The organism is Methylobacterium organophilum (genome assembly GCF_022533465.1).
GTDB classification, from domain to species: Bacteria; Pseudomonadota; Alphaproteobacteria; order Rhizobiales; family Beijerinckiaceae; genus Methylobacterium; species Methylobacterium organophilum.
This window is the reverse complement of sequence record NZ_CP092848.1, coordinates 3,916,127-3,929,023: the sequence shown is the minus strand read 5'-3', so window position 1 is coordinate 3,929,023 and position 12,897 is coordinate 3,916,127. Positions and strand designations below refer to the sequence as shown.

Annotated in this window: 16 protein-coding genes; all 16 read right to left on the bottom strand. The window is 69.5% G+C overall.

Going from position 1 to position 12,897, the window contains the following annotated elements; all coding sequences use genetic code 11:
• Positions 1-27: 27 nt before the first annotated feature.
• Positions 28-969, bottom strand: a complete 942-nt coding sequence (locus MMB17_RS18545) for a phage tail tube protein (RefSeq protein WP_241099849.1) — start codon at positions 967-969, stop codon at positions 28-30.
• A 20-nt stretch (positions 970-989) separates the two neighbouring features.
• Positions 990-1,424: a hypothetical protein gene (locus tag MMB17_RS18540; RefSeq protein ID WP_241099848.1), complete on the bottom strand. Its 435-nt coding sequence runs from the start codon at positions 1,422-1,424 to the stop codon at positions 990-992.
• 3 nt (positions 1,425-1,427) lie between these two features.
• On the bottom strand, positions 1,428-1,982 hold the full coding sequence (locus MMB17_RS18535; protein WP_241099847.1) for a hypothetical protein: 555 nt from the start codon (positions 1,980-1,982) through the stop codon (positions 1,428-1,430).
• Positions 1,982-2,845: a hypothetical protein gene (locus MMB17_RS18530; protein ID WP_241099846.1), complete on the bottom strand. Its 864-nt coding sequence runs from the start codon at positions 2,843-2,845 to the stop codon at positions 1,982-1,984. The genes MMB17_RS18535 and MMB17_RS18530 overlap by 1 nt, the downstream gene beginning before the upstream one ends.
• On the bottom strand, positions 2,845-3,969 hold the full coding sequence (locus tag MMB17_RS18525) for a hypothetical protein (protein ID WP_241099845.1): 1,125 nt from the start codon (positions 3,967-3,969) through the stop codon (positions 2,845-2,847). The genes MMB17_RS18530 and MMB17_RS18525 overlap by 1 nt, the downstream gene beginning before the upstream one ends.
• Positions 3,970-3,992: 23 nt before the next feature.
• Complete coding sequence (locus MMB17_RS18520; protein ID WP_241099844.1) at positions 3,993-4,658, bottom strand: DUF6441 family protein; 666 nt, start codon at positions 4,656-4,658, stop codon at positions 3,993-3,995.
• Positions 4,655-5,014, bottom strand: a complete 360-nt coding sequence (locus MMB17_RS18515) for a head-tail joining protein (RefSeq protein ID WP_241099843.1) — start codon at positions 5,012-5,014, stop codon at positions 4,655-4,657. The genes MMB17_RS18520 and MMB17_RS18515 overlap by 4 nt, the downstream gene beginning before the upstream one ends.
• Complete coding sequence (locus MMB17_RS18510; RefSeq protein WP_241099842.1) at positions 5,011-5,334, bottom strand: hypothetical protein; 324 nt, start codon at positions 5,332-5,334, stop codon at positions 5,011-5,013. The genes MMB17_RS18515 and MMB17_RS18510 overlap by 4 nt, the downstream gene beginning before the upstream one ends.
• Positions 5,335-5,358: 24 nt before the next feature.
• Positions 5,359-6,390, bottom strand: coding sequence for a major capsid protein (locus tag MMB17_RS18505; protein WP_241099841.1), 1,032 nt, complete (start codon positions 6,388-6,390; stop codon positions 5,359-5,361).
• A 3-nt stretch (positions 6,391-6,393) separates the two neighbouring features.
• Positions 6,394-6,774, bottom strand: coding sequence for a head decoration protein (locus MMB17_RS18500; RefSeq protein ID WP_241099840.1), 381 nt, complete (start codon positions 6,772-6,774; stop codon positions 6,394-6,396).
• 12 nt (positions 6,775-6,786) lie between these two features.
• Complete coding sequence (locus MMB17_RS18495; protein WP_241099839.1) at positions 6,787-7,368, bottom strand: hypothetical protein; 582 nt, start codon at positions 7,366-7,368, stop codon at positions 6,787-6,789.
• A 69-nt stretch (positions 7,369-7,437) separates the two neighbouring features.
• The gene (locus MMB17_RS18490; RefSeq protein WP_241099838.1) at positions 7,438-8,340 is read right to left on the bottom strand and encodes a S49 family peptidase; all 903 of its coding nucleotides are present in this window, start codon (positions 8,338-8,340) and stop codon (positions 7,438-7,440) included.
• The gene (locus tag MMB17_RS18485; protein WP_241099837.1) at positions 8,337-9,950 is read right to left on the bottom strand and encodes a phage portal protein; all 1,614 of its coding nucleotides are present in this window, start codon (positions 9,948-9,950) and stop codon (positions 8,337-8,339) included. The genes MMB17_RS18490 and MMB17_RS18485 overlap by 4 nt, the downstream gene beginning before the upstream one ends.
• 2 nt (positions 9,951-9,952) lie before the next feature.
• Positions 9,953-10,207, bottom strand: a complete 255-nt coding sequence (locus tag MMB17_RS18480; RefSeq protein ID WP_241099836.1) for a phage head-tail joining protein — start codon at positions 10,205-10,207, stop codon at positions 9,953-9,955.
• Positions 10,207-12,225 carry a phage terminase large subunit family protein gene (locus MMB17_RS18475; protein ID WP_241099835.1) on the bottom strand — a complete coding sequence of 673 codons (2,019 nt, stop codon included), beginning with the start codon at positions 12,223-12,225 and terminating at the stop codon, positions 10,207-10,209. Before MMB17_RS18475 ends, MMB17_RS18480 begins: the two co-directional genes overlap by 1 nt.
• 4 nt (positions 12,226-12,229) lie before the next feature.
• Positions 12,230-12,877, bottom strand: coding sequence for a hypothetical protein (locus MMB17_RS18470; protein WP_241099834.1), 648 nt, complete (start codon positions 12,875-12,877; stop codon positions 12,230-12,232).
• Between the last annotated feature and the right edge of the window lie 20 nt (positions 12,878-12,897).

Below are 12,897 nucleotides of genomic sequence, written 5' to 3'. Positions count from 1 at the left end.
TCTCCGTTGGAGGGGCGCGAGCGCCGATCAGTAGCTGGGAACGTCGTTGATGAGGGTGGCCGTCACGGTCTTGCCGAGGGCATTGTCCCTGGCGGCCTGCCAGTTGAAGGTCGCCTGGACGCCGGTCGGGCCCGTCACAGGGGTCTTCGCCCGGGGCAGGTAGACGCTGTGCGCCTTGAAAATCAGCGAGCGCGACGCGTCCGTGACCCAGCCGAAGGTGAGTTCGACCGGCGTGCCGGCGGTCGCCTGATCCAGCAGAGTGGTGTTGGCGAACCGGACCGCGATGGACCCCGTCATGCCGACCATGCCCGGGTCGGCATCCTCGATGCGGCCATCGCCGCGGATGACCTCCACCTTGTCGAGGTTGTTGCTGTAGGTGAATTCCGCCGAGACCACGGAGCCGAGCGCGACGCCGCCGCGGGTGATCGCCCCCTGGAACGGAGAGAACCTCTCGACGGCGGATTCGGCCGGCGTTCCGGCGCCAGACGCGGCGAGCTTGTTCTCGCCCTGCGCGATCAGCCCGAGCGTCGCCGTCAGGAGCCCCGACCGCTGCATCTGCACGCGCATGGTGTTGCCGCGGATGCCGAAGTTCTGGCCGTAGCTCGGCACTTCGGGCAGGCCGACCTCGACCGTCATGGACGGCAGGGACGCCGCCCCGGACGTGAAGACGTGCGTGCTCGTGCCCGCGTTCGCCGTCGAGGCCGGCGCGCCCATGAAGAGCTTCAGCCAGTTGCCGAAATTCCGCAGGTCGATCGGCACGACCACGTCGCCTTCATTGTTGACGACGTCGCGCGAGGGCGGAAGCGGCTCGCGGCCGTAGCCGAGCAGATCCGACGCGATCAGGCCCTGCTCATCGCCGAGATTGGACTGCACGAAGGGCAGCTTGCGATAGCCGGTGGTCGGGGGCGTGCCGTAGGTGGTCTCGAAGGCTCCGGCCATGATGGCGTTCGAGCCGCGTGCGCGAGCCATGGGTCTCTCCTGGGCGAAGATCAGTTTAGGGGATCGGTCGTGCCGTAGACGGCCACGATGTTGACGAGCGCGTAGCGGGAGACCGGCGCGCCTTCGGTGGTCAGGCCCTCGGTCTGGGCGGCCGTGACCATGAGGTAGTCGCAGAGGCCGCCGAGTGTGCGATCGGCTGCGACGGCTGCACCGATCGTCTGCAGAAGCCCATCAAGGCGCACCTCGGCGGTGACCGTCCGGGACGCGTTGGCAGCGACCTCGACCGGGATGGTGTGCTCGTAGAGCCACGTGGTGGGGTTGAGCGTCACCTCGGGCTCGCCCGGGTCGCCGTCGTCGACATTGACGTAGCCACCGGCGGCGATCGGCCTCTGCTTCTCCTCGTTCCGATAGTGCTCGGCCCTGGGCAGCGCGGCCCTGATGAGCGCCGCCACGGCCTGGATGACTTGCTCGCGGGTGCTAGGCATAGGCTACTGCGTCGGCTCGCGGGCGATGACCATCAGCGAGATCGTCGGCGCGGTCGCGAAGATGGTAACGATCGTGTTGACCGCGGCGAGGTTGACCGCGCTCGACTGCCAGCATCGGCCGGAGGCGCCGGACGCGGTCCGGAGCGCCACGTTGCAGGTCGCCGGCGAGGTGCTGCCGTTCACCGGCAGGGCGATGACGATGGGCGACGAGGAGGAGAAGGGCCGCGCCCAGGTGACCGACCAGGACCCGTCCACCGAAGTCTGCACGTTGCCAGCCTGGACGACGGTCGGCCGGCTGGCATCCCGCGGCACGTAGCAGTTGGCGGAACCCACCGTGCCCATCAGCGTGTCGGAGGTCGGAACCGAGGCGCACGGCGAGGGAACCTGCGACTGGATCACGCTGTTCTGCGCGGCCGCATCGGCCTTCGTCTGATAGCTTGAGAGATCGGGAGGCGGCGGCGCCACGTCGAGGCCGGCGCGGGCCACGTAGTAGCCGGCGGCCCAGAGCGCCAGAGAGAGCGGGATGCCGATCACTAGGCCACGGAGCGGAGATCCCATCAGGCTGCCCCCTTGCCCGAGAGGTAGGCGGAGATGCGGCTGTGAAGCGCCGCCTGCTGCGCGTCGGTCAGACCGGCACCGGACCAGAAGGCGGCGAACCGATCGTCGGTGAAGCTCGTGCCGGAGCGCAGCAGGCACCCGTTGGTCGTGTTCACCGCTACCGACGCCGTGGTCAGATCGGCGGTGCGCGATCCATTGAAGAACCCGCGCTTGACCGCCGCTCCGGTGCGGCTCCAGGCCCGGTGCCCAACCCGCGACAAGGGAGAGGCCATCAGAACGTCGGTGCTGCTGTCGTTGGCCTGAAACAGCTCGTTGCCCGCGGTGCTGCGCGGAGTGATCGTCGAGCGCGGCGAGTTGGCGAGATTGCCGATCTGTGGCATCGCCCCGCCCGAGGTCTGGGCGTTGCACCACACGCCCATTGAGGACGAGTTCAGCGCGAACTGGTTTCCAGTCGCTGCGAAGGCCTCGCCGAGGTCGAGGTATCCGGTGGTGCCATCCCCCGCGAAGCCGCGATCCGCCGTGAAGGTGACGGTGCCGCCGACCGTCAGCGTCTTGGTCGGGTTGCGGAGATCCCGGAGACCGGCCTGCTGCGTCTCGGCAGCCAGGACGTTCAGACGATCCAGCGGCGGCCAGACGCCATCCGCCTTCAGCCCGGTGACCAGGCTGTTCAGCCGTGAGCGCTCCGCGGCGCTGGGCGGCGTGGTCAGCGCCGAGATGTAGGCCGCCACGTCCACGTCGTCCGTGCTGAGGAAGCGGAATCCTGCCCGGGCGCCGGATGGCTGCGCGGGCCGCAGGAGCTGCGCCTGCGCGCCGCCGGCGACAACGGCGAGCGCGCCCGCCAGAAGGCCACGACGGTGCAGCATCAGCGCAGGTACTCCGTCACCACGCAGGTCTGCGCGGTCGCGGTGTAGGCGGTCACGGCGGTAAGCGTGGCGACAGGCGGCGTGAAATAGGGGCCGCTGCCGCTCGGGATGAACAACGAGCCCTGCCCCACGGCCGCGCCCGTCAGCGCGGCGCCCGTCTCGGAGAGGCTGACCCCGCCCGAGGCGCATTGCACGCCAAGGGCAATCCGGCTCGCGTTGGCCGCAGCGATCGTGGTGCTGGTGTTGGCGCTCAGGCTCGTCGAGGTGACGGTGACCTTGCCGGAGGCCGCGGTCGGCGGCTCCAGCACGCCGGTCGTCGTGGTGCGGAGCTGCCGGGCCGTGCTGCCGTCCGTGCCGAACGCAGCCGTGTTGACCGTGGCGAGCAGGCGATCACGGATTGCGCGCAGAGCCCCGATGATGGTGGTGTTGGTGCCGGAGGCGGTCGCTGCATCCGCCGCCGCCCCGGTGGCTGCGTTGATGGCGGCGTTCGATGTGGCGACGTTCTGCTGCGTGGTCTCCAGCGCGAAGGCATTCGCAATTGAGCCGATCTGGTTGGTGCCCGGCGGCAGCGGCGAGCCGAGGGACACGATGCCTTCGCGCACGCTGACGTTCGTGGCGACGGCGATGGTGCCGGTGCCGGCCGTCGAGACGCGGACACGGATGTTGGTCCGTCCGGACGCGCTCAGGGCGATCTGGCCATCGGTGTTTCGGGTCGATTCCGCGACGCCCGTGCCGCGGTTGACGGCGTTGATGCCGGTCCAGGTCGTGCCGCCGTCGATCGACTGCTCATAGGTGAGCGTCGCGCCGCTGCCGGTGAGGCCGGTGAAGGTGTAGCCGACCGTGGCCTGCCCGTTGATGGCGGTGGCGACGGCGCCGTTCAGCGTCGCAGCGTTGAGCGTGGTGGAGGCGCGGACGTCCTGCTCCTGCGAGCCGGCGACCACGCTTGAGCCAGTTCCCGGCGCACCGTTGAAATTCACGATGTTGCCGTTCGAGTCGTAGATCGCCACCGGCTGAAGCCCGGTCCCCGCGGGCACGCCCGGGGCCGTGGCTGGCGGGCTCTCGGCACGCAGGGGCGATACCACGAGCAGAAGGGACAGCAGCCCCGGCACAAGGCGGCGGATCATGGGGGATTCCTGCAGAGGAGGGGTCAGGCCTGCCAGTTGGCGGCGATGGCGCCCGGGATCTTGTCGGCCCAGCGCTTGGCGGTGGCCTCGATGTCGAGACGCTTGGGCAGCTTCACCTGCCGCACCAGGACGAAGATCACGACGAAGGCGCGCCCCTTGTCGGGGCCGCTCTCCCGGATCGGCTTGAAGGACTTGCGCCGCTGGAACCGGGCGGCCTGGCGTCGATAGAAGGCGTCGGCGACAAGAACGCCGCCGCTCTTGCTGGGCACGAACCGCAGCTTCACGCCGGTCTCCCGTTCCCAGGCCGCCGGGGTCAGCGTGTTTCCGGTCGATCCATTTCCGCGCCGCGCGGAGATCTGGCGCACGCCGGCATCCGGGGTCGGGATCGCGAGGTACTTCCGCCCCTTCGCGACGATGGTGACGCCCCGGTCGAAGGCGTCGATCAGCTTGGGCGCGTTCGACGAGACGTAGGCCGCGGCCTCGGTGCTCTCGCCGCTGCGGGGGAAGGTCTGGCCGCGCCAGGTGTTGGCGAGGCGCTGGCCCAGGCCGGCCGACACGACTTCGCCGCGCAGGTCGCCCTTCAGGCCGTCCGTGATCTGGCGCATGCCCGCGGTCACGGACTTGGCGATCTGCTGCTCCGTGCCCGCCAGCGCCGCGGCCGGGCTGGAGGCGGTCGCCGAGAACCTCACGGCGCGCCGTCCTCGTCGTCCGCGTCGAGCGGCGCGACCTCGCAGGTGCGCACCAGCCGGCGGACGTCGATGCGGGCGAGATTGGTCACCTGGACGGTCTCGGCCACCATGCCCGCCTCGTCGAGGATATCGACTTGGTCGCCCCGGGCCGGCTCCGGCACCTCGGAGAGGCGCACCGAGATCAGCATGGCGTTGAGGTCGAAGCGGTTGTCGCCGAGGCCGACGATGGCCTCGGGCGACAGACGCAGGATGCGCACGGGCAGGCCGGGAGCGGCGCCGCCGATGCGCCAGATGGCGTCTTCGCCGTGGTTCGGATCCTCGAACGCGGCGTCGAGCGCCATCGCGAAGGCGCTCATTTGCCGGCCCGCAGCGCCTCGATGACGTCGGCCTTGGTCTTGGCCTTGGAGACGTCGATGCCGCGCTCAGCGGCAAGCTGCTCCAGCTCCGGCCGGGTCTTGTCGTCGAGACCGTCGTTTGCCCCCTCGCCGTCCTGGCCGTCCTGCTGCACGCCCGAGCCGGCCTGCTCGACCGGCGTGGCCGAGCGTTGGTTGCCATCAACAGCAAATTTTCCGTCGATGGCATCCTTGGCAACTGCGTCGGGCAGATCTCCGACCCAGCCGCGGGGCGCGATGAACCGGGCGCCGGCCTCGTCCTTGAATTCGAAGGACCGTTCCATCCGAACATACATCGTCATGCCTCCTCAGTTGGCCGTCAGCTTCACGATGAGGTCCGGACGCAGGCAGACCGGCAGAACGTTCGATTCCGTGTGCAGGTCGAGACCCTTGCCGTGCGGAAGTTCGTCCGTGGAGACGAAGATCTTGGTCGACGGCGGGATATTGGCGTCCTGAATGGTGTCGGGCGGCGCGACGTAGCGCTTGAAGAACGGAGTCCCGAGCGGGATCGCGATCGCCTCGTTATCGGCCACCGCATCCCGGACGGCGAACGTGCCGTCAGCCTGCCGGTAGTAGAAGTCCTCGTCCACGCGCTCGATGGTGAGGCCAGCGAAGGTAAAGACGTCGTTGACTTCGTCGCGGGCCGGGTTGGCGGTCGGGCCGGCATAGTACTTGAGCCCTTCCTTCACGCTGATGTGGCCCACGTACTTGTCGAAAAAGGTCGGCCCGGCCAACACGCGGACGCTGGCGGATCCCGTGCCGCGCAGCGCTTTGCGGATGGCCGACTTCACCACCCGGTTCTTGGCCGGCACATCGGTGCTGGCCGAGTCGAGCCCGAACGGCACCACGGTCTGCGTGATGTCGAAGGTGGTGAAGAGGTTGAGGAGCTGCCGCCCCGACGCGTCGAGGACGAGACCGTTCAGAGCGCCCCAGTCGAGGTGCGAGTGCGTGGCATCGTGCTTCTCGCGCACCGATTCCAGCTTGGTGTTGAACACGCTGGCCAGCGTCTGGAAGACGTAGTCGCTCCCGTAGACCAGCAGGTTTTGCATGTCCGACGGCGTGATCGCGTCGTCCAGCGGGAAGTGCGGAATCGGGAACTGGACCTCGCGGAAATCGCCGCGCATGTTCTTGTTGCCGGGGCCGCCGCGCTCGCGCGACGGGATGATGGTGATCTGCCCGTCGATCAGCGCGGCCTTCACGTAGGTCGTATTGATCGGGGTGTCCCGGAAGATGCCGAGCTGGGCCGGCCGGCCCGTGGCATAGGGCGGGATGTTGATGCTCTCGGTGAGCCGGTTGGCCGCGAAGGCCGGGGCTCGGAGAAGATCGAGCGGCGTTGCCATAGGTTAAACCCCCATCCGGGCGACGATGCCCTTGGCTTCGAGAGCGGCCAGGGCAGCCGCCTGCTGGGTTGCGGTGATGCCGGCCGGCCACTCCAGAGCCTGGAGCACCACCTCGGCGTGGCGGGAGAGAATGACGACGCGCTGATCCGCGTTCGTCGCGTCGACATTCTCGAGCAGAACCGCACCGGCGGTCTGCGAGCCGTCGCTGGCCGCCGGTGCCAGCGGCACCAGCTTGTTCGACGCGGTGATGCGGCCGAGCACGCGGCCCGGCCGAAGGATCCCGCTACCGCTGGCGAGAACGCCCTCGTCGCGGCTGATGCGGTTCCGACCTTCGGTCTTCACCACGTCGGCGTCGGTCTTCAGGGAAAGGGTGGTCGGAGCCATGGGGAAGCCTCCTCAGTCCTTGATGCCGTGGCGGCGCTTCATGTCGGCGGCCAGGTCGACCTGCTTGGCCGAATCCGTGCTGGGGTTGTCGCCGGCGGGGACGTGACTGGAGATCGAGGTCTTGTTCTCGGCCGCCACGAGCTTGTCGAAGAGCGCCGTGCGGATGTCCTCGACACCCTTGCCCTCGGCGAGCATCCTGGCGGCGAGATCCTCGGGGATGCTCGGATCCTTCGCGCGGGCGAGGGCGACGAGGTTCTTGGCCTCGCCGGCCGCCGCCACCCGCTTCTTCGCGTCCTCGACCGAAGCGCCCTCGGCGAGCAGGGTCGCGACCATGGCGGGCTGACCGCCGGTCACGCAGATCCGGGCGATCTCCGCGGCATCGGCGCGCGTGACGGTGGTCGCGGCGTTGACCGTCTGCGTGCCCTCGCCGGCCGAGATCTCGCCGTCGAGGCGGGTGACCTCGCTGGCGGCGCTCTCGAAATCGCGCGTTTCGTCGTCGGTCATCGAACGGCCGCGCGCGGCGGCGACCAGTTCGGACATGCGGGCAGAGGCCTTCGCGCGATCACGGCGAAGGGCTGCCAGATCGGCGGCCATGATATTGTCCTTCGGTGAATGGCGCGGAGGCGCCGGGTTACCGGCTCGATGGCCGGATCGGATGCGGGCTCAGCCCCGGGCGGCCCGGGCCCGGCGCTCGGCCGAGGCGGTGCGGGTCAGCTCGACGAGGCTGCGCTCGTAGGTCTGGACGCGGTCGGCCATGCCGGCGGCGACTGCCTGGGCTCCGACCTTGACGCCGCCCTTGCCGAAGTCGTTGCGCACGCGCGCCTCGGTCGTCTTCCGGCCGCGGGCTACGTCGGCGATGAACTGGGTCTCGATGCTGTCCAGCAGCGTGCGGATCTCGGCTGCGCCCTCCTCGCTCTGCGGGTCGGGGCGCTTGTTCGGGGCGTTGGACGAGACGATCTCGATGGACAACGTGCCGGAGGCGTCCGGTTCGACCTGCTTCGGCACCGCGGCCACCACGCCGATCGAGCCGACGATGCCGGTCTTCTCCACGGCCAGCTCGCCGGCGGCGGAGGCGAGCCAGTAGGCGGCGGAGGCGGCGGTGCCGGTGACGTGCGCCAGGACGCGCTTGCGGCCGCGCATGGCGTAGATCTGGTCGGCCAGGGCGTTGATGCCGGTCGGCGAGCCGCCGGGCGAATCCACCATCAGCAGGACGGCGCCGACATCCGCGCTGTCCCGGGCCAGCTGCAGGTCGCGGGCCAGCATCGCCGCCGAGGTGCCGGTGCCGGACAACTCGGTCATAAGGTTCGCCCGGGGGAAGATCGGGCCGACCACCGGCACGATCGCCACGCCCTCGCGGGTGAGCATGGTGTAGCGCGCACCTTCGAGACGCTGCGCGCTCGGGCCGGCCGCGGCGGCGAGGTCGAGCCGGAACCAGTCCTCACCCTCGGCGGAACGCCGATCGGCCCGACCCTCGCGATCGAGCGCCGCGAGCGAGGCCATGAAGTGCAGGTAGTCGGGACGGATCGCCCACGGCTCGGCCGTCAGGGCGCGCAGGGCACTCGTCATTGCGGCTCCTTCGGATCATTCGGCCTGGGCGGGTCGTCGGTCTGGGCGGGCGCGCCGGCCGGCGCCTTCACGGCCTTACGCCCGTCCGAGGTGTAGGAGAGCCCAAGTTCGTCGGCGCGGGCGTTGTCCGCTTGGTTCTCGGCGTCGACCTGCTCGACGTCGTACCCGGCCCGGGCAACGACGCGGGTGCGGGTCGAGAATCCCGCCTGGACCTCCTTAGCCTTGCCCTCCACGTCCTGCACCGGGTGGATGTAAGGCCAGGCCTGCGGCACCCACTCGACGGCGTAGGCCTGCGGGCGGGTCATGCCGGCCGGCAGCTTCAGTGCCCCCGAGAGCAGGGCGAGGTCGATGAAACGGCGCCAGATCGGCCGGCAGAACTGGAACACCACCAGGTGGTGCTGCCAGCGCTCGACCGAGCGGCGGAAATCGTTGAGCGCGGCGCGAAGCACGCGATCGTCCATCTCGCCGTAGTCGCCGCTCAGGACCTCGTAGAGCAGCCCAACTGCGGCGGCGACGTTGCGCTTGGCCTCGCGCACGAACGGCTCGAACATGGTCCCGACATCGGCGGGCTCGCACATCGTGATGTCTTCGCCATCGGCGAGGACCTGCACGGTGCCGGGCTCCATCTCGATGGTGCCGACTCCTTCGTCATCCGGCGGGCCGGAGCCCAGCGGGCCGTCGACGGGCAGCGGATCGCCCTCGGCATCGAGGGTCTTCTTGACGAAGGCGACGAGGCGGGCGGCGTTCTTCTTCCGCACCAGCTCCGCGTCAAAATACTGGTCGAGGTCGTAGAGCGTGCGCAGCGCCCGCGAGAGCCAGGGCTCGCCCCGGTCCTGGCCCGGGCGCCGGGCACGGTAGAGGTGGCAGATGTCGCCGGCCGGGACGAGCGTCTCTTCGAACCCGGCCGCGGTCGCGATGGCCTCGCCCGGGTGCTCGCGCCGCAGATAGTAGCCGACACGCTTGCCGATCGCGTCGAACTTGATGCCCTGCCGGATCCCCGCGCTGGCATCCGTCTTTAGGTGGTCGCAGTGGTCGCCCTCGAGCACCTGCAACTGGAGCGGCACGGTGAGGCCATCGGACAGCAGCCGGGTCCGGAGGCGGGTGAAGCTCTCGCCACCCTCGACCATGCCCGTGACCGCGATGGCCTGCAGGCCGTAGAAATCGTGAGCGCCGGTCGAATCGGCCTCGTCGGTCCAGGCCAGGAAGAGGCTCTGCAGCCCGGCGCGGAAGGCCGCGTCCTCCTTCTTGATCCGCTTGGCCTGCTCTTCGTCCAGCCCTTCGACGGAGCGGGCCGCGATCGAGCGAGGTACGATGCCGGTGCCGATGATGTTGTCGACGAGCCGGTCAACGGCGGCGCCGGCATAGCCGTTCTTGCGGGCGAGGTCGCGCGACTTGCGCCGCAGCTCGTCCAGAGCATAGGTCAGCGCGGCGTTCGGCCCCCAGGACCCGACCCGCCAGGATCGGGAGCGCCGACCCGAGCCGCCCGCCACCTCGAACGGAGTGGCCTCGGCCGCGACGCTCGAGCCGCCATCGAAACCGCCCAGCGCGACCGGTTCGACGATCTCGCCGGTGCCCTTGACCCGCAGCCGGGTCCGGAACGCCTCCGCCACGGTCAGAAACCGCTTCGCCCGACCAAGACGAACCGGTGCGTCCGCCGGCGCACGGCGCCGGACAGCGACGCGTCGAGGTTGCCGATGCGCCGAGACAGGTCGGAGCGGGCCTTCTGCATCTCGGCATAGCTCCGGTAGGTGGTGCGTCCGCCGTTGTCGGCCTGCTCGACGGTCAGCACGCCGCTGCCCATCGCCGTGTTGAGGCGCGCGAGTTCCGCTCGCAGCTTCGCCAACTCCTGTTCCGGTGTGCCCGCCATCACCACCTCGCCGGACCCTTCCGGGCGACGCTGCGCCGAGCGCTGCGCCGCATGTTACGATCTGCGAGCGAGCCGGCCGCCACGACCGGCGCCGGAACTTCGGCGGCCCTGGCCGCGCTCGCTCGTTCGATGCCGAGCGCATCCTCCAGCGCTCGCCAATGCGTCTCGCGCCAGCGGTCCCAGCCGCGCATGGCGGCGAGGCCGCGGGCATAGTTCGCGCAGTCGAGCCATTCGTTGCGGCGGCCACCCAGCACCACCCACTCCCGCCGCGTCCGACCCCGGCTCACGTGGCTGACCAGCTCTTCGGAGGTCAGCTGGCGGACACCGTCCTCGGTGATGTCCTTCGGCAGATGGACGAAGCCGGCCGGAAACGGTGCATCGGCCGGCGGCCGCTGCAGGCTGAGGCAGCCCATCAGCTCCTGCTTGGCGAACGAGGCGCCGACCCGGACCGTCTTCAGCCCGCGGCGCAGCTTCTTGCCGGCGGCGGTCGCATCCTTGGAGCCGAGGCCAAGGAAGGCCCCCGAGTAGCTGTCCTGGCCGTCGATCGCGTGCACGTTGCCCCGCCCGGCCTGGGACCGGACGAAGGCGTAGACCTCGGCCGTGAAGGCGCTGGAATCGATGCCCCAGTCCCGAACCGCCATCTCGGCGCCGCTGGCATGCTCCCAGGTCTCGCCGAACATCGCTTCGAGCTCGGCCCAGACCTCGGGCCGGGTAGTATCACCGGGCAGCACCCGATGCTCGATGTGCCACCGCTCGCGGTTGCGTCCGAAGCCCCAGACCGAGACCTCAATGCGATCCTTCTGCACGTCGGCGCCGGCGAACAGGATCAGCGCACCATGCGAGACCGTACCCGACAGATAGTCGTCGCGCCGGGCGTAGACATCCTGCCATTCCGGCGCGTCGGCGCCCTCCTTCCAGGTGCGGGCGAGCTGCGTGTTGAAGAAGGTACGCAAGGCCTCCGGCCCCCGCCTCAGCGCCCGCCGGAATTTCGCGACCGTCTCCCGGATGGTCTGTTTCGGTGCGTAGAGCTTGGAGGCGACGCCGCCTGCATGCTCATTCGGCACGGCCATTGCCCCGCACGAGGGGCAGAGCGCTCGACGAACCCCGAAGGCCTCGGGCGCCCAGACTTCCGGCAGCTGCCGCTCGCCGCAGCAGGTGAAGGCCGCAGTCTGCCGCCATTCGATCCGCTTCAGCGCGACGAGGCGCTGCGCCTCAGTCCATGGCTTCTCGCAGGAGATGCACTCGTATCGCGCCGTCTCCGGCCGGATCGTGCCGCCCTCGTCCTTCTCGAACCGAACCCGCTCCCATTCCAGCGATTGCCACGCCGAGCAGTGCGGGCAGGAGACGAAGGCCTTGCGCTGGTCGCTCTCCTCGTAGCTGGCTTCGATCGCGGAACGCCCCGACACGGTGGGCGAGCACGCTACGACGGTGAGGCTGTTTCCCTTGAACTCGGCCTGCCGTTCCTCGGCCAGATCAATCGGCGGGCCCTCGCCGCCGGCTGAGGCGGGATATTTGTCGATCTCGTCGCAGACCAGCAGCCGAATGGGCCGCATCGCAAGGTTGGTCGGGCTGTTCGCGCCGACGAGCGTGATGTGCCCCCCGGGGAACTGCTTGTGGGTCAGCGTGGCGCCCGCATCCCGGGCCTTCGCCTCGCCGAACAGCTCCCGCAGGACCTTGGTGTCCCGGATCATCGGCGCGAGACGGTCTTTCGAGAACGTCTCGGCCGCATCGTCCTTCGGCAGGACCGCCAGAATAGGGCACGGGTCCGAGTGCACGAATCGGCCGATGATATTTTCGAGCACCGTCGTCTTGAGCAACTGGGTGCACGCCATCAGCGTGATCTTGCTCACCCCGGGCTCGGTCGCCCACAGCATCGGTCCGCGGGCGACCTCGACCCGCGAGACGATGAAGCGGCCGCCGTTCGACGACTCCTTGCTCAACCGGCGATACCGCTCGGCCCACTCGACGACGTTGACGCCTGGAGGCGGGGTCAGGCCGCGGCCCCAGGCCCGCCTCACCCCCTCAAGGTCGAGGGAGGTCGATGTCGGGCTCGCCGAGCTCGACGAGGTGCTGGTGGACATGGGCGGTGAGGACAGTCGTCAGCGTCCGCGCATCAATCTTCAGCTCGTCCGCCATCACCACCGCCACCCGCGCTGGCCACGCGAGCCAAGCGTCCCGCAGATCGCGGGACAGCTCAAAGAACAGGTTCTCGACAGCGTCACGGTCGACCAGCTTGCCCTGGTCTCGCTCGACGATCTGCTTTCGCTGCAGGCCGAGCCAGTTTTCTTTCCGCCTCACAGCCTCCGCGATCGGGAGGTTGGGGCTGTCGGGATCAAGGTGGAGCTCCTCGTCCTCGTCTCCGCCCTCAGTCGGCAGTTCAGGCCGCTGCGGCGGTTCCGGGGCGAGGTCCGGAGCCGGCTTCGGGCGGGCCTCGGCGTGACTGGCGTTGTTACCATCCCTGCCGCGCACCGGGCGGTGGGTAACACCGCCCCGGTAGTTCGCTGGGCGCTGGTCGAGGTTCCATTCGGTGCCCTCGACGTCGACCAAGCCGGCATCGTTAACGACCAGAAGTCCCTTTTGCTTCCAGGTGGTTACGGCCTTCCGGGACACGCCTCTCTGACGCGCGAACTCGGCCTGGCTTAGGAATTTCGCCCTGCTCGTTTCGGCCATGGGCGTTGTTACCTGTTACC